The sequence below is a fragment of the Pseudomonas sp. WPR_5_2 genome (genome assembly GCF_003634475.1).
In the GTDB taxonomy this organism is placed as follows: Bacteria; Pseudomonadota; Gammaproteobacteria; order Pseudomonadales; family Pseudomonadaceae; genus Aquipseudomonas; species Aquipseudomonas izuensis.
In genome coordinates this window covers 440,097-455,247 of record NZ_RBLA01000006.1, presented here as the reverse complement: position 1 = coordinate 455,247, position 15,151 = coordinate 440,097, and the positions used below count along the sequence as shown (strand labels likewise).

Annotated in this window: 15 protein-coding genes; 12 read left to right on the top strand and 3 right to left on the bottom strand. The window is 55.8% G+C overall.

Going from position 1 to position 15,151, the window contains the following annotated elements; genetic code table 11:
• Positions 1-580: 580 nt before the first annotated feature.
• Positions 581-2,536 carry an acetate--CoA ligase gene (gene acs, locus BJ917_RS23245; protein ID WP_121104728.1) on the bottom strand — a complete coding sequence of 652 codons (1,956 nt, stop codon included), beginning with the start codon at positions 2,534-2,536 and terminating at the stop codon, positions 581-583.
• 472 nt (positions 2,537-3,008) lie between these two features.
• Here acs and BJ917_RS23240 point away from each other — a divergent pair, with 472 nt between their 5' ends.
• The 11 genes from BJ917_RS23240 (at position 3,009) to BJ917_RS23190 (ending at position 11,541) form a co-directional block, all read left to right on the top strand.
• Positions 3,009-3,272, top strand: coding sequence for a DUF2790 domain-containing protein (locus BJ917_RS23240; protein ID WP_121104727.1), 264 nt, complete (start codon positions 3,009-3,011; stop codon positions 3,270-3,272).
• A 190-nt stretch (positions 3,273-3,462) separates the two neighbouring features.
• Positions 3,463-3,738, top strand: a complete 276-nt coding sequence (locus tag BJ917_RS23235) for a hypothetical protein (protein WP_121104725.1) — start codon at positions 3,463-3,465, stop codon at positions 3,736-3,738.
• A gap of 526 nt (positions 3,739-4,264) precedes the next feature.
• Positions 4,265-5,512 (top strand): ribonucleotide-diphosphate reductase subunit beta, encoded by a 1,248-nt coding sequence (locus BJ917_RS23230; protein ID WP_020800276.1) that lies wholly within the window; start codon positions 4,265-4,267, stop codon positions 5,510-5,512.
• Positions 5,513-5,746: 234 nt separating this feature from the next.
• Positions 5,747-6,460 (top strand): HNH endonuclease signature motif containing protein, encoded by a 714-nt coding sequence (locus BJ917_RS23225; RefSeq protein ID WP_121104723.1) that lies wholly within the window; start codon positions 5,747-5,749, stop codon positions 6,458-6,460.
• Positions 6,461-6,884: 424 nt separating this feature from the next.
• Positions 6,885-8,072, top strand: a complete 1,188-nt coding sequence (locus BJ917_RS23220; RefSeq protein WP_121104721.1) for an S-type pyocin domain-containing protein — start codon at positions 6,885-6,887, stop codon at positions 8,070-8,072.
• Positions 8,073-8,081: 9 nt separating this feature from the next.
• Complete coding sequence (locus BJ917_RS23215) at positions 8,082-8,333, top strand: pyocin S6 family toxin immunity protein (RefSeq protein WP_121104719.1); 252 nt, start codon at positions 8,082-8,084, stop codon at positions 8,331-8,333.
• Positions 8,334-8,467: 134 nt separating this feature from the next.
• On the top strand, positions 8,468-8,719 hold the full coding sequence (locus BJ917_RS23210) for a colicin E3-like toxin immunity protein (protein WP_121104717.1): 252 nt from the start codon (positions 8,468-8,470) through the stop codon (positions 8,717-8,719).
• A gap of 696 nt (positions 8,720-9,415) precedes the next feature.
• Entirely contained in the window at positions 9,416-10,378 is a 963-nt protein-coding gene (locus tag BJ917_RS23205; RefSeq protein ID WP_121104715.1) for a hypothetical protein, read from the top strand.
• Between the two features lie 123 nt (positions 10,379-10,501).
• Complete coding sequence (locus BJ917_RS23200) at positions 10,502-10,819, top strand: helix-turn-helix transcriptional regulator (protein ID WP_096509425.1); 318 nt, start codon at positions 10,502-10,504, stop codon at positions 10,817-10,819.
• Positions 10,820-10,865: 46 nt separating this feature from the next.
• Positions 10,866-11,228: a type II toxin-antitoxin system RelE/ParE family toxin gene (locus BJ917_RS23195; protein ID WP_096509424.1), complete on the top strand. Its 363-nt coding sequence runs from the start codon at positions 10,866-10,868 to the stop codon at positions 11,226-11,228.
• A complete protein-coding gene (locus BJ917_RS23190) occupies positions 11,221-11,541 on the top strand; it encodes a helix-turn-helix domain-containing protein (RefSeq protein WP_096509423.1) in 321 nt (106 codons plus the stop codon). The genes BJ917_RS23195 and BJ917_RS23190 overlap by 8 nt, the downstream gene beginning before the upstream one ends.
• Before the next feature lie 40 nt (positions 11,542-11,581).
• Here the strand turns inward: BJ917_RS23190 and BJ917_RS23185 are convergent, their stop codons facing one another.
• Both BJ917_RS23185 and BJ917_RS23180 read right to left on the bottom strand, forming a co-directional pair.
• Positions 11,582-13,099 (bottom strand): amidase family protein, encoded by a 1,518-nt coding sequence (locus BJ917_RS23185; RefSeq protein ID WP_121104712.1) that lies wholly within the window; start codon positions 13,097-13,099, stop codon positions 11,582-11,584.
• A 131-nt stretch (positions 13,100-13,230) separates the two neighbouring features.
• Positions 13,231-14,289: an MBL fold metallo-hydrolase gene (locus BJ917_RS23180; RefSeq protein WP_096509421.1), complete on the bottom strand. Its 1,059-nt coding sequence runs from the start codon at positions 14,287-14,289 to the stop codon at positions 13,231-13,233.
• Positions 14,290-14,504: 215 nt separating this feature from the next.
• Here BJ917_RS23180 and BJ917_RS23175 point away from each other — a divergent pair, with 215 nt between their 5' ends.
• Positions 14,505-15,116, top strand: a complete 612-nt coding sequence (locus tag BJ917_RS23175) for a TetR/AcrR family transcriptional regulator (RefSeq protein ID WP_096509420.1) — start codon at positions 14,505-14,507, stop codon at positions 15,114-15,116.
• Positions 15,117-15,151 lie beyond the last annotated feature (35 nt).

Below are 15,151 nucleotides of genomic sequence, written 5' to 3'. Positions count from 1 at the left end.
GGGCAACGACGAGCGAATGATCGGCATTCTAACGACAGGCCCGAAGCCGATATTTCTTCAATGCGACAACTAGTTACAGAAGCACCGAGAAAGCCGTTTAGGCACGTTGACAGCCTTGCAAAATCATGCAAGAGCAAAAGATGGTAAACCGATCTATGTTGCAAATTGCGGGCCTATTATTGGCAAACCCTTCTAATCCGGCAAGCGTAGCGTGGGGAGTTATTTTTTGAGCGTGCGAAATGCACCATTGCTGGCCGCTGGCGTTTCGCAATGCCCCGACTCTGCGCGAGCGGTTACACATTCAGTTACTTGAAAGCAGATGGGTAACAGTGGGAAAGCACTGACAGAGGAAGCCGATAATTATTGGCTGGTGTTTATGTGGTATCTGTCAGGCCGTCATCGCGGGCAAGCCTTGCTCCCACGGAGTCGGCGTCGTGCCCAAGATCGGCGAACAACACAAAACCTGTGGGAGCAAGGCTTGCCCGCGATGAGGCCAGAACTGCCAACACAAAAACCTCAGGCAACAAAAAGCCCCACCCGACTCAACATCGGGCGGGGCTTCGATGACGCCAAACGCTACTTACGCAACATTCATCGTCTTGTGCGTATCAATCAAATGCTGCACCACACCCGGGTCCGCCAGGGTGGAAATATCGCCCAACCCGTCGTATTCAGCGGTAGCAATCTTGCGCAGAATCCGCCGCATGATCTTGCCCGAGCGGGTTTTCGGCAGGCCCGGCGCCCACTGGATCACGTCCGGCGAAGCAATCGGGCCGATCTCCTTACGCACCCAGTTCTTCAGCTCCAGGCGCAACTGCTCGCTGGTTTCTTCGCCGGCGATCAGGGTGACGTAGACATAGATGCCCTGGCCCTTGATGTCGTGCGGCACACCGACCACCGCCGCTTCCGCGACTTTCGGGTGCGCGACCATGGCGCTTTCGATCTCGGCGGTGCCCATGCGGTGGCCGGAGACATTGAGCACGTCGTCCACCCGACCGGTGATCCAGTAGTACCCATCGGCATCGCGACGGGCGCCGTCACCGGTGAAGTACATGCCGCGGAAGGTCTTGAAGTAGGTGTCGACGAAACGGTCGTGATCGCCGTACAGCGTGCGCGCCTGGCCTGGCCACGAATCGAGAATCACCAGGTTGCCCTCGGCCTCGCCTTCGATGATGTTGCCCAGGTTGTCCACCAGGGCCGGCACCACGCCGAAGAACGGACGCGCCGCCGAACCTGGCTTCATGGCATGGGCGCCCGGCAGCGGGCTCATCATGTTGCCGCCGGTTTCGGTCTGCCACCAGGTGTCGACGATCGGGCAACGGGACTGGCCGACGTTCTTGTAGTACCAGTCCCAGGCTTCCGGGTTGATCGGCTCGCCCACCGAACCGAGCAGGCGCAGGCTGCTGCCATCGGCGCCTTCCACCGCCGCCGTGCCCGAGGCCATCATGGCGCGGATCGCCGTCGGTGCGGTGTAGAGGATGTTGACCTTGTGCTTGTCGACGATCTTCGCCACCCGGGTGATGTCCGGGTAGTTCGGCACGCCTTCGAACAGCAGCGTGGTCGCGCCATTGGCCAGTGGGCCATACACGATGTAACTGTGGCCGGTGACCCAGCCGACGTCGGCGGTGCACCAGTAGATTTCCCCCGGACGGTAGTCGAATACACGTTCGTGGGTCATGGCCGCATACAACAGATAGCCGCCGGTGGTGTGCTGCACGCCCTTCGGCTTGCCGGTGGAACCGGAGGTGTAAAGGATGAACAGCGCTTCTTCGGCGCCCATCTCTTTCGGCGCGCACACGGTGCCGGCCACTTTCATCAGGTCTTCGTACCAGATGTCGCGGTGCTGGTTCCACTTGATGTCGCCACCGGTGCGCTGGCAGACGATGACTTTCTGGATGCTGCTGGTTTCCGGGTTGGTCAGCGCATCGTCGACGTTGGCCTTGAGCGGGATCTTCTTGCCGGCACGGATGCCTTCGTCGGCGGTGATCACCACTTTCGAGCGGCAGTCGATGATGCGACCGGCCAGGGCTTCCGGCGAGAAGCCGCCGAACACCACCGAGTGAATCGCGCCGATCCGGGTGCAGGCCAGCATGGCGACCACGGCTTCGGGGATCATCGGCATATAGATCGTCACCACGTCGCCGCGGTGCACGTCCTGGCCGCGCAGGGCGTTGGCGAACTTGCAGACTTGTTCATGCAGTTCGCGGTAGGTGATGTTTCGGCTTTCGGCAGGGTCATCGCCCTCCCAAATGATCGCGACCTGATCGCCGCGCTCGGCCAGATGCCGGTCGAGGCAGTTGTAGGAAACGTTCAGGGTGCCGTCGGCGAACCACTTGATGTCGACATGGTGATCGTCGAAGGAGGTCTGCTTGACCGTGGTGAAAGGCTTGATCCAGTCGAGGCGCTTGGCTTGCTCGCGCCAGAAACCGTCCGGGTTGACGACCGACTGCTGGTACATGGCCTTGTAGGTCGCCTCGTCAGTCAGCGTATTGGCCAGGACCTCGGGACGAACGGGATACAGGGAAGCCGCACTCATCTTTCTTACCTCGGTGGAATTAGTTGTTTTTGTATGGCCCCCGTTTTAGCCGGGCCGGGCCTATAGAACCATTCGACGATGGTAGTAACAAGCCCATACAAATTGTCATGAATAGCTCTAAACCGCCCACCGCCCCTGGTAGGACCGAGCCCTGCTCGCGATGGTCGTCAACGATAACGCGCCCAGCCTTACACCCCGCGAAGATCTCAGGTTCATCGCGAGCAAGCTCGCTCCCGCAGAGAAATAGAGGTTATTCGGGGATTGTTACAGGATCTGTCAAAGGTGTTTATCAAAACCACGTCTATATGAACGTATCCGCCCCCCCTAAAATCTGCCACGCCAACCCGGCAACCTGAGTTAACCCAGTTACAGCCCCCACGAAGGCAGTTAACCCAAACCAAGTAGTTCAGCTCCACACGCAACCCCAAAAAGGTTGCGTGAACCCACTCGACCTTAGAAAGGTAAAATTCAAATGAAAGCTTTATTGGTTCTGGCCCTCAGCAGCGTGTGCGTAAGTGCCATGGCAGGCGAGGTCCCGACTGATGTCGCGCAGCAACAACCGCCCATTGAGGAATACACTTACTCGATGAACCTGGACATCGCCAAAGTGATCTCCATGAGCGAAGCCCCGAATGTTTGTGAAGTTGTGCCAATGAAAATGGAATACGAAGATTCCAACGGTCAACGGCATATCCTGCGTTACAGCGCGATGGGCAACGGTTGCTCTAACGGCTGATCCCCTGCTTCACCCCTCCCCCGAATAGGTTCGACCCACCCGCCGCGATCAGGCAGATGAAGCGCCGAACCTTAACAATCGAATATTTCGATTATTTTAAGCATTTATTTGCGCTTTTTAATCGAAATAGTCGGCGTAGTATCGATCTCAACCCAAGACAAACAACGCCCTCGAAACTGGAGCAAAGACCATGAAAACCCAACTGATCCTCGCCCTGACCCTCTCCGTCCTGGCTGCCAACACCTTCGCCGCCGATGGTTACGACCGCACCGGCTCGGCCGCCTACACCAGCGAAGCGGCTGTCGCTTCCGACGGTTACGACCACACCGGTTCAGCATCCTTCGCAGCCGATGGCGCAGACCACGTTGGCGCAGGCAAACTTGCTGCCGACGGCTCTGATCACACTGGCGCCGCCCGCCTCGCCGCCGATGGTACCGACCACGTTGGCGCCGCTCGCCTGAGCTGAGCCGCCAGCGCGACTTCATGGCCCGACTTCGGTCGGGCTTAGTTGTGTCTGGAGCCTGAGAAACCCCCACAGAAACACAAGATGTAGTGAAAAAAGCCTTTTTTGGTTATTTCTTGAGCAAAAATAATCCACGGCAAAAAATCAGGAAAAAAAATCTTTCCCCGCCAACATCGTTCAAAGCCCTGTAAACCCTCGCTCTGGCCGAACAACGGTCGCCGTCGACCGATCCGCAAGCCATTTCGTCGCACCACAGCACGCAAAACTTCCCTATAATGCGGCCGTAAACGGGCCTGCAATATTCCCTTACAGGGATGAAAAGCCAGTCTGAAGCCCCGCACAAGCAATCAAAGCTTGCTGCGCCCATCAGTGGCTCTCGGAACCCCGTACAAAATTCTGTTTGATGCCTGCGTATAGCTGCTGCAAAAAACGATTCCTTTAGATCCAACGCGGCCAGTAAGGCCGTGTGAAAAACCGACCTATTCATTTTCACACGGGCAACTGGCCCTCACGCAGGAGACGACACGTCATGCTGAGCTGGGACGAATTCGACAAAGAAGACACGGAAGTAGTGGCCAAGAGCGCCAACGCCGGCCACGCCACCGAAGCCAATATGGACCGTCTCGACAGCGCCGGCGGTGCCGCAGCCCTGGAAGCTCGCGCCGTGACCGCCTCTGACTCCGCTGCCGTGGCCCGCGCCAAAGCTGCCCTGGATTCCCTCGACGTCGCCGAAGGCCTCGCCGAACTCGAAGGCGCCTCCGCCCGTGTCGCCGTTGACGAAAAGCGCATGATCAACTGCCGCGCCGACCTCAACCAACTCGTGCCCTTCAAGTACGACTGGGCCTGGCAGAAATACCTGGACGGCTGCGCAAACCACTGGATGCCGCAAGAAGTCAACATGACCGCCGACATCGCCCTCTGGAAAAACCCGGAAGGCCTGACCGACGACGAGCGCCGCATCGTGATGCGCAACCTCGGCTTCTTCTCCACCGCCGACTCCCTGGTTGCCAACAACCTGGTCCTGGCCGTGTACCGCCTGATCACCAACCCGGAATGCCGCCAGTACATCCTGCGCCAGGCTTTCGAAGAAGCGATCCACACCCACGCCTACCAGTACTGCATCGAATCGCTGGCCATGGATGAAGGCGAAATCTTCAACATGTACCACGAGATCCCATCGGTCGCGAAAAAAGCCACCTGGGGCCTGAAATACACCCGCTCGATCTCCGATCCGAAGTTCGAAACCGGCACCGTCGAAACCGACAAAGAACTGCTGCGCAACCTGATCGCCTACTACTGCGTTCTGGAAGGCATCTTCTTCTACTGCGGCTTCACCCAAATCCTCTCCATGGGCCGCCGCAACAAAATGACCGGCGTCGCCGAGCAGTTCCAATACATCCTGCGCGACGAATCCATGCACCTGAACTTCGGCATCGACGTGATCAACCAGATCAAAATCGAAAACCCGCACTTGTGGGATGCTGAAATGAAGGAAGAAGCTTCGCAGATGATTCTGCAGGGCACTCAACTGGAGATCGAATACGCTCGTGACACCATGCCTCGCGGTGTGTTGGGCATGAATGCGGCGATGATGGAGGACTACCTCAAGTTCATTGCTAACCGTCGTCTGTCGCAGATCGGTCTGAAGGAAGAGTATCCGGGGACGACTAACCCGTTCCCTTGGATGAGCGAGATCATGGACTTGAAGAAGGAGAAGAACTTCTTTGAGACGCGGGTTATTGAGTATCAGACTGGTGGGGCGTTGAGCTGGGATTGATTTCTGAGCTTGCCATGATTTGACGATGTAAATCGACAAATCGAATTACAAAAGGCCCCGATCTGATCGGGGCTTTTTTATTGGATAAGAAAAATCTTACTCATCTCGACGCTCTTAGGCGATGAGTTTGTACGAACGCACGCGAGATTCGTCGCCATTTTCTGTAGGAATTTTCGTAGACAGCTGCGATAGCCAATCAGTATCGTCTGAGGGTTTTCAACCTTCGGCGATTGTATGGATACCCAAAAGGAAAAAAGTGGCTGGAGCGATCAGGAGCTCGAGGCTTCGGTCGATGCTTATCTGAAGATGCTAAACCTTGAACAAAGCGGTCAGACGTTTAAGAAGTCAGTTGATAACCAACTTTTACGAGAAGGCCCATTAAGCAAACGCAGCGCCTCTTCGGTTGAGTATCGCATGCAAAACATTTCTGCCGTGTTGGAGCAATTGGATTTACCGCAGATTATTGGCTATAGGCCTGCCAAGAACATTGGCGCAGGGGTTAGCGAGCGAATTCGTAAGGTTTTGGCCAATAAAGTGGTGCCTGGTGTGGGCGAGTACGCTCCAACCGCCAACCATGAGACCTTGATAAACCGAGCATCCAAGCTGCAAAAGCAGGGACTTAAGGTTGAGCCCGCTGGCAACCCGAACCCGCAACAAGCTAGCACTGTCACAACATCCTATGTTCGCGACCCGAAAGTTAGAGCTTGGGTTGCTGATTTAGCCAAGGGCATTTGCGAAGGCTGCGGCCAGAAAGCGCCGTTTGAAGTCGATGGCCTACCGTTTCTTGAGGTACATCACGTTAAGCATTTGGCGCAAAAAGGATCGGATTGCATCACTAACGCTGTCGCACTGTGCCCAAACTGTCATCGGCGTTGTCATCTTTCAAGCGACAAAGTCGAATTCACCTCCTCGCTTTATACAAAGGTGAAACGATTGAAACTCGAGTAATTGGGTTAAATGAATTCTGTGGTGAGGGAGGTTACCTCCGTTCGGGACCGCCAAGCGAACAACTCATTACTTTTGGCATATCGCGCTTGCTGGTTCTGGGGGCACTTCGCGCCACAACAAGGCGGTTCGACGCTTGTAAATTCCCTCGCCACAGGGGTTGTCATTGGTAGCAATCAGCACACCGATTCCAACGGTGACCTCCATGCCCTGTGTGCCGGTTAGGCCTTCGTCGGTGGCAGAACAGACAGCAGCCTCATGCCTGTAAAAGTGGCGAATCGCAAAAGCTCCTTGCTGCCATCCTAAGCATCAGAGATTTTTCCCAGGGTCATTAGCGACCCGTCCTACAGCCACACTGTGTCCCATTCGTTAACGTCGCGCAGCCCCTATTCGGGGCTGTCGATGGACGAACACACAAGGACAATCAGTGGCTCGCAACAAGGACATTCCCCTAATTCGAAACCCGCCATCCGGTGACGGTCATCACGTCACCTACCGCCCTATGACGGCCCGCGAACTGGCCGAGCGTGAGGTCCGGCAAAAAGACCACGAGGCCATGCTCGCCAGGCAAGACGAATACATGCGTAAGCGCCAGATCGTCGCGGTCGAACAAAAAACGGTTCAAGCGGGCTGCGTCTTCGCCAAATCCTGCAAGTTGCCGGACGCGGTCATCAACTACTCCAACCCTTCGGGCATGGTGCCCACCGACAGCCTTGAGGACTACGGTGAAATCGCCTGGCTCGGTGCTCGCGAGGTGGACGATGGCGGGCTGCTGAATCTGCAAACGATCAGCGGTTCGACTCTTTCGCTGGGTGTCGGGCGACTGGCACTGCGCGCTCCAGCCATGCCAGTCATGCCAGCCATCGGCGCTGCCGCAAGCGCCACATTGGCCGGCCTGCTCGCCGTGTTCTGGACACCCAGCCTGGGCGACAGCGCCCTCTACTCCGAAGATCAACTGCGTGCCCTCAAACAGGCCCGCACCCGTGTGCGCGTGCAAATCGAACAACAGGCTGATGGCAGTCTCAAGGGTTACGGGTTCTACACCGGCAAGAATCGCGACTGGGAAATGGTCGATGTCGTGCAGATCGCGATGCGCGATAGCCAATACATTGCCGATCTCGGCGACGGCATCGAACTGATCTGGACCCCAGCCGTGGACGGCACCGACATTCTCGGCATTCCCAAGCTGGAGGCCGCCCCGCAGGCACCGCATATATGGGTCTTTCCGCCGACGAAGCAGGCTGATGCCATTATCGTGAACCCGATTTACCCGCCTGAGTACAAGGATTTCATTCTTGTGTTTCCGGTGGGGTCTGGGGTGAAGCCGGTTTACATTGTTCTCAGTCAAACCGGGGATCATTCGTATTATGACCACCCGAAAACGCTTCCGGCATTCCCAGATGCAACCCGAGTAAAGTCGAAATCATCTGTTCAAGGGGGAGGAAGGAAACGAGCTCGTTGGGTTGACCGTAAGGGGCGAATTTATGAATGGGACTACAAAAGTAATGCTGTTGAAAAATACGACAAACTCGGGATCCATTTGGGCGAATTCAACCACATCACAGGCGAACAAACAAAACCCGCAAAACCTGGCAGAAAAACCTCAAGAAATTAGGATTACAGCATGCGCTACCTTTCAATAACTGGCTTTTACCCGGATGACAATCTGGATGACTCTTTGCAGTTTGAGCTGGATATCGAGGGCATTGAGCTCAATGAGAAAGTTGCCCAGCTCATCGAATCGAAACCACTTAACGAAGTGGAACCAGGAGAGTTACTTTTAAACGAAAGTCAGGTAATGGCACTATCAGAACTTCTAGGCGTCAGTTTCCCTGACGGCCTAGAGTACTTTATGGGCACTTATGCCAAGCGGTGAAATCCATCGCAACAATTAGTCAAAAAAGAACCCCGATAAATCATCTGATCGGGGTTTCGCTTCGTCACCCGCCACGGATGAGTAACTAGCTCCCCATAAAAGAATCTCAGTATCGAAATACCTATGAGGGCGCTATGGGACTGAAAATAAGACTTGAATGGTACGACAAGGAAACCGAATTGGGCGAAGGTGAGGAGTTGTCGCAAGACTTTGGCGATGACGGCTCTGTGATTGAGACACTCGGCCTGCCTATCGAAAAAAATATAAACAACGGTGGTTTTGACGTTGCCCCCCATTGGGTCAGTACGCTTCAACCCCATTTCCTCCATATCATTCACTTGTCTTCCTATGACTATCAGGTGGCATTCATCTATCGTGAAAAATAGTAGATCAGGATATTTATGGGGCCGAACAGCCGATTGGCTTTCCCACCGCAATCGCCTCAGAGACTGCCCTCAAATCCATCAATGAAGTCCTCAAGGGGCTTGTGCAGATCCGACACGGAGTATAGAACCTTGAAGCACACAGTAATGGGGGTACGTGATGGGGATGATTTCGCGTCATATGAAAAAACACTCCCAATTCTCCGGCGAGCTAGCCGCATTAATGGGGTGGAAAAGTGAAGAAGATTATGTGTACGACTACAAACTGACGAAAAAACAAATAAGCGAAATCGAGAAAATTTGCTCCATATCACTCCCACAAAACCTAACTCTGTTTTTAACCTGTAGTGATAGTCGATATCTAAAATAATCCCGAGTGAGCGAGTTGAACAAAAACCTGTGGCGAGGGAGCTCGCTCCCGTTCGGCTGCGCAGCAGTCGCCAATCCGCGCGATGCGGTTTACCTGATGTACCGAGCTTGCTGGTTTTAGGGCCGCTTCGCAGCCCAGCGGGAGCAAGCTCCCTCGCCACAGGTGGGTGGTTGGCTTGATGGCTGTGGTGATTTTGGGAATCGCGAGCAGGCTCGCTCCCACAGGTTTGGTGGGTTGCCGTTGATTTTGTAGTGTGTTGAAAACAGTAAGTGCAACCCGCCCCGCCTCCCGCTATTAATACCCTTCCCCCTCACGGACCCAAGCCTGCCATGAAATTCGACCTCGCCTACTGCCTCAGCCTCGACGACAAACTGTCGATCTATGACGTGCGCGATCTAAATTTCGACGAGACGATGGCGTTCGATTCCGCCCAGGAGCATTTCCAGTGCCCCAACGATGCCTGTCGTTTGGCGTTCGATGCGGCGAATGGGTTGGGGACGTTCAATGCCAAGAATGTGAATTTCGTGCGTACACCGCATTTCAAAAATCTGCCGAGTACGCGGCATGTCGAGGGTTGTCCTTATGTGAGCCTGAAGGCGCCGGCGTCGGGTATGGAGGCCGAAGCGGAAGACGGTCCTGAAGAACATTTTCCGTCGGAGTTGCTGCTGACCCGGCGTCAGTATGTGCGTAAGCCGCACAGCCCAGCGGTGACGACTGATGTTGCCAGGGATGAGGCGATAACGTCTTCAGCGGACAATAGCGTCGAGCATCCAGCCCAGGATTCGGCACCGGACAAAACCAGTGTCTTCGCTCACCCCGTGGAGTGTTTTGTCTCGAACTTCGAAGACAAGGAGCTGCTCAAGCGCATGCCATTGAAGATCGGTGAACACACGGCAACCTACGGGGCGTTCTTCAAGAAGATCGAATATCTACAGGACAACAACGGGCTGATTTACTGGGGCAGGATCAAGGAGATCAAAGACTACACCCAGAGCTTTCGCATCGATTTCGAGAAGAAGGTCTGGTTCGAGAAGAAGCCGTATTCGGTCAATGTTTACCTGAGCAAGAAGCTGATCGACACCTACCGCAAGCGCAAGGCGTTCCTGGAAGAGATCAAGCATGCCATCGAGAGTGGGCGGGAGTTGTATTGCTTCTTTTATGGGGTGGCGCCCGAGTTGAAGCAGGTGCCGAGCAAGAAAAACCCCGAGCAGACGTTCAGGGTATTCAGCGCCAACATTGAGAATCTGGATCACCTCATTGTGCGAGAGGCGCCGGGGTTGGAGGGGAAGTAATCGTCCGTCCGGCTGGAAGGCACGGGATAGAAAAAATCAAAAAATCAATTTGCTCCCGGCTCAAAACAACTGTACAAAAACACAGTATATTTTGAACCAACACCCCCGAGCCCGGAGAACACCATGGCCTCTCAAGCGATGAAAATCACCCTGGAGCGTATCGCCCTTTTCCAATTCACCCCGGCCCACTGCGCCCAGGCCCGAGCGATGCTGGGTTGGAGTGTAGAAGAGCTGTCTCGGGAGGCCGGGGTTTCGGTGGAGGCCATTCAGCGTTTCGAGGCCAAGCGCGAGGTGCTGGATGTGACGCGGTTGACGTTGGCGTATCGGTTTGAATCGGAGGGGCTGGTGTTCTTCCCGGGGTTTGCGCCGGGGCGTGGGATGAATGTGAAGGGGTCGACGCCGAATCCGGTGGGGCGGGCGGATTTTGCGATGGTTGAATGAGCAGAAGCTTCGATTGACAATTATTCCCATATAGGTATATTTTCGCATAAGTACAAGGAAGTCACTCCTGTGGGTTAGCAGCAGCAAGAAAGATCTCAAGCAGATGCCCTCAGATGTACAGGATGTTTTTGGTCACGCTCTCCATCTGGCGCAAAGCGGCAAGAAGCATCCGGACGCCAAGCCATTGAAGGGCTTTGGAGGTGCGGGGGTTCTTGAGTTGATTGAGGACTTCGATACGAACACCTATCGTGCCGTTTACACCGTTAGTTTTGGTAGCGCAATTTATGTTCTGCACTGCTTTCAGAAAAAGTCGACTACCGGGATCAAGACCGCGCAGTGCGACATCGATCTAATCAGTAAGCGCCTTCAAGCAGCACGGGATCATGCGAAAGGATTGAAAAATGGTTGAAATCGAAGAAGGCAGTGGGAACGTCTACGAAGACCTCGGAACACCCAACGCCAGTGAAATGCGGGTCAAATCCCAGTTGGCTGCAAAAATTGGTGAAATCATCAAGGCTCGACATTTGACCCAGGTTCAGGCGTCAGACATTTTGGGTCTGTCACAACCCAAGCTTTCCGAAATGCTACGTGGAAAGTTTCGGGGGATCAGTGAAGCCAAGATGATGGAGTGCCTGCTGTTGCTTGGGCGTGACGTGCAGATCGTGGTCAAGTCGGCCCCTCGATCACGAAAAGAGGGCCGACTCGAAGTGGTCTTTACCTGATAGGCAATTCGCCTTGATCAGCCACGTTGTCGCCCTCTCGCTACGGCTTGAACGCCGGTGTCCGCCGCGCATGAGAGACCTGCTCATAGCCATACGCCAGCGCCAGAAGCCTGGCATCGCTCCAGCGAGGTCCGAAGAAGTAAACCGAAGTGGGCACGCCGTCATCGTCTATGCCGGAAGGCACCATGATGCCGGGATATCCTGCCAGCGGTACGACGTTCATGGCCGGTGACGCGACGTCTGATAGGAGGGCATCCAGTTGATGGGTTGCCAGTAACTGATCGATGGCAGCGGCATTTTCGCTTTGGATTTTATGCCAGAGCTGATTGTAGGTTTGCTCGTCAAAGACAACCTTGCTGGCGGCGATCAATGTGTCCTGGTTATGACCTTCGGAGTTAGGGGCATTGAACAGCAGTAGATCTTCCAGTGTCTTGGCAGGAACGCCGGTTCGAGTCGCCAGGTAACCAGGCAAGTCTCGCTTGATCCCCATGTGCAATGCCTCCTCTACCCGTTCTGAAACCGGGGCGATCAATTCCACGGGGATCAACGTTGCACCTGCTGCCTGCATGAGTTCCAACGCTTTAGAAAACTGCGGATCGGTCAGGAGCGGTAAATTGCTGCGATCAAATTTGGCGGGATAACCGATTCGCCGTCCGACCAGTGCGTTTGGACGCAACAAGGCGGTGAAGTCCACGGTGTCCAGATTCTGCGGCCTTGGCACCGGATCAGCGGCATCGCTGCTTACCATGGCATTCAACAAGCGTGCAGCGTCGCGCACCGTGCGCGCCATCGGCCCGGGCGTGTCCAGCTTGTGAGTGACCGGGATGATGCCGCTGCGGCTCAACAGACCTACCGTAGGCTTGATACCCACCACACCATTCATGGACGCCGGGCAGCTGATCGAGCCAGAGGTTTCCGTTCCTACGGTCAAGGGCGCAAAACCTGCCGCGACGGCTGCGGCAGAGCCTGAACTGGAACCGCAGGGGTCGCCACTTAACAGGTGTGGATTTTTGGTTTGGCCGCCGCGCCCGCTCCAACCGCTGGGGAGTCCAGGATCGCGGAAGGCAGCCCATTCGCTGAGATTGGTTTTTCCAAGAATCACCGCCCCCGCCGCCCGGAGGCGTTGCACGATGAAGGCGTCCTGCGCGGCGGGCTCACCTACCATGGCCAGTGAACCGGCAGTGGTCTGCATTTGATCGGAGGTATCGATATTGTCCTTGAGCAATACCGGAATGCCATGCAGCGGCCCGCGGATGTAGCCGCCCTTTCGCTCCCGGTCCAGCGACTCGGCCATGGCCAATGCATCGGGGTTGAGTTCGATGATCGCGTTGATGGCCGGCCCGTTTTTGTCCAGCCTTTCGATCCGCTGCAATAAGTGCCGGACCAGCGTCACGGAATTCAGTTGCCCGCGATCCATCCGCTGGTTGATTTCATCGACACTCAAATACTCCAGCCTGGTTTCGGGCGCGGGGGACTGTGCAGTGGCAGCACTCGCCGCCATCGAAAACAGGGCAATCCCGGCCAGCCGCTTCATGCAGCCGTTTAACGTTACGTCCATGTAGACATCCTTCTGACTGATTGCGAGTGAATGATTTCACCCGTTTTTTCAGCCTACAGAAGCGGCCGAAATTATCCGTCATCACGGCTCACTGCTACTCGTACGAAGGTTCGCCTCTGTTTGTAGTTGCCTTACCCGACGCTCTGTTGATCCTCGAATACCTGCTGCTCAACCGCCAGCCACCAGGCCCCACCCCGCTGTGGATGCATCAGGTTGAAGGCCTCGCCCATTTGCGGCGTGGTAATCGAAACGCTGCGTTCCCAGGCCAGGGCCAGGATGCGGTCGAAGGGCTCGTACCAGGCATGCATTGACAGGTCGAAGGTGCCGTTGTGGATCGGCAGCAGCCAGCGGCCCTTGAGGTCGAGGTGGGCTTGCAGGGTTTGCTCGGGTTGCATGTGCACGTGCGGCCACTCGACGTTGTAGGCGCCGGTTTCCATGAGGGTCAGGTCGAACGGGCCGTATTGTTCGCCGATGCGTTTGAAGCCATCGAAGTAGCCGCTGTCGCCACTGAAGAAGATCCGTGTATCGCCGTCGATCATTACCCACGAGGCCCAGAGCGTGCTGTTGCCATCGAACAGACCACGACCGGAAAAGTGTTGCGACGGTGTGGCGACAAAGCGAATGCCTTCGACTTCGGTGCCTTGCCACCAATCCAGTTGCCGGACCTTGCTGGCGTCGATGCCCCATTTGATCAGGGTGTCGCCCACGCCCAGCGGGGTGAGGAAATATCGGGTCTTGTCGGCGAGCTTCAGCACCGCCTGGTGGTCCAGGTGGTCGTAGTGATCATGGGACAGGATCACCGCTTCAATAGGCGGCAATTGTTCCAGGCTGATGGGTGGCTGGTGAAATCGTTTCGGGCCGGCCCACTGCACCGGTGAGGCGCGTTCGGCGAAGACCGGGTCGGTGATCCAGAACTTGTCCCGCAACTTGAGCAATACCGTGGAATGACCGAGGCGATAGACGCTGTGGTTCGGTGCGGCAATCAGTGCCGCTTGCGTCAGGGGTTGCACCGGGACCGGGGCGCTGGGGCGAGTATCACGCGGTTTGTGGAAGATCACGTTCCACAGGATGCGCAAGGTCTTGCGAAAACCTTCGCGTTTGACCGGCGCATGGTTGCGGTATTGCCCTTCTGTCCGACGAGAAGCTTCGGCTGTGTCAGCGACATCCGCCGGGGAAGTTGAGTTGGCCATGACTGAATGACTCCAGAAAAACCGCTCGTTTCACGATTTTCCGCTTGGGACGATAAATGGCCAAGGCACGCACGCATCAGCCGAACACTCTAGTTATCACCGTGCAGGATTAACAAAACATTACACTGCACAGTGTAGTTTCAAGGTTGCATCAAAGCCGTTCACAAGTAAACTACCGAGTGTAATTTTCTATTCACTCTGCCGAAGCCGCATTTATGACAGCTCCACAGCGCCTGACCGACCGAAAACGCGAAGCCATTATTCAGGCGGCGATTGCCGAATTCCGTGCCAACGGTTTCGAGATCACCAGCATGGACAAGATTGCCGCTACCGCTGGCGTGTCGAAGCGCACGGTGTACAACCACTTCCCCAGCAAGGAAGAGTTGTTTGCCGAAATCCTCAATCAATTATGGGCGCGGGTGACGGCCGAACAGGAAACGCCCTACCGCTCCGATTTGCCGCTGCGCGAGCAACTGCGTCCGATATTGGCGGCAAAGGTGCAAATGCTGGGCGATGACAATTTTCTCGACCTGGCGCGGGTGGCGATTGCGGCAGCTATCCATTCCCCGGAACGCGCGCAGAACATGGTGGCGCGTATGGGTGAACATGAAGAAGGCCTGACCGTGTGGATTCGCGCCGCCCAGGCTGATGGTCGCCTGAAAGCGGCCGCCCCCGACTTTGCTGCGCAACAGGTTCAGGGCCTGCTCAAATCCTTCGCCTTCTGGCCGCAGATTTCCATGGGTTTCCCGGGTTTGTCGGCCGAAATGCAGGGCACCGTGGTGGAGTCGGCGCTGGATATGTTTTTGGCCTGTTATCAAGTGCAATAAATGACAATTCTGGCCAAGTGATCGACCTGTCCGCC

Bases quoted from the DNA above. Each gene is read 5' to 3' on its own strand.
- acs (WP_121104728.1), bottom strand. From the start codon at position 2,536: ATGAGTGCGGCTTCCCTGTATCCCGTTCGTCCCGAGGTCCTGGCCAAT.
- BJ917_RS23215 (WP_121104719.1), top strand. From the start codon at position 8,082: ATGCGCTACCTTTCAATAACTGGCTTTTACCCGGATGACAATCTGGAT.
- BJ917_RS23200 (WP_096509425.1), top strand. From the start codon at position 10,502: ATGGCCTCTCAAGCGATGAAAATCACCCTGGAGCGTATCGCCCTTTTC.
- BJ917_RS23175 (WP_096509420.1), top strand. From the start codon at position 14,505: ATGACAGCTCCACAGCGCCTGACCGACCGAAAACGCGAAGCCATTATT.
- BJ917_RS23205 (WP_121104715.1), top strand. From the start codon at position 9,416: ATGAAATTCGACCTCGCCTACTGCCTCAGCCTCGACGACAAACTGTCG.
- BJ917_RS23240 (WP_121104727.1), top strand. From the start codon at position 3,009: ATGAAAGCTTTATTGGTTCTGGCCCTCAGCAGCGTGTGCGTAAGTGCC.
- BJ917_RS23185 (WP_121104712.1), bottom strand. From the start codon at position 13,099: ATGGACGTAACGTTAAACGGCTGCATGAAGCGGCTGGCCGGGATTGCC.
- BJ917_RS23180 (WP_096509421.1), bottom strand. From the start codon at position 14,289: ATGGCCAACTCAACTTCCCCGGCGGATGTCGCTGACACAGCCGAAGCT.
- BJ917_RS23230 (WP_020800276.1), top strand. From the start codon at position 4,265: ATGCTGAGCTGGGACGAATTCGACAAAGAAGACACGGAAGTAGTGGCC.
- BJ917_RS23225 (WP_121104723.1), top strand. From the start codon at position 5,747: ATGGATACCCAAAAGGAAAAAAGTGGCTGGAGCGATCAGGAGCTCGAG.
- BJ917_RS23190 (WP_096509423.1), top strand. From the start codon at position 11,221: ATGGTTGAAATCGAAGAAGGCAGTGGGAACGTCTACGAAGACCTCGGA.
- BJ917_RS23210 (WP_121104717.1), top strand. From the start codon at position 8,468: ATGGGACTGAAAATAAGACTTGAATGGTACGACAAGGAAACCGAATTG.
- BJ917_RS23235 (WP_121104725.1), top strand. From the start codon at position 3,463: ATGAAAACCCAACTGATCCTCGCCCTGACCCTCTCCGTCCTGGCTGCC.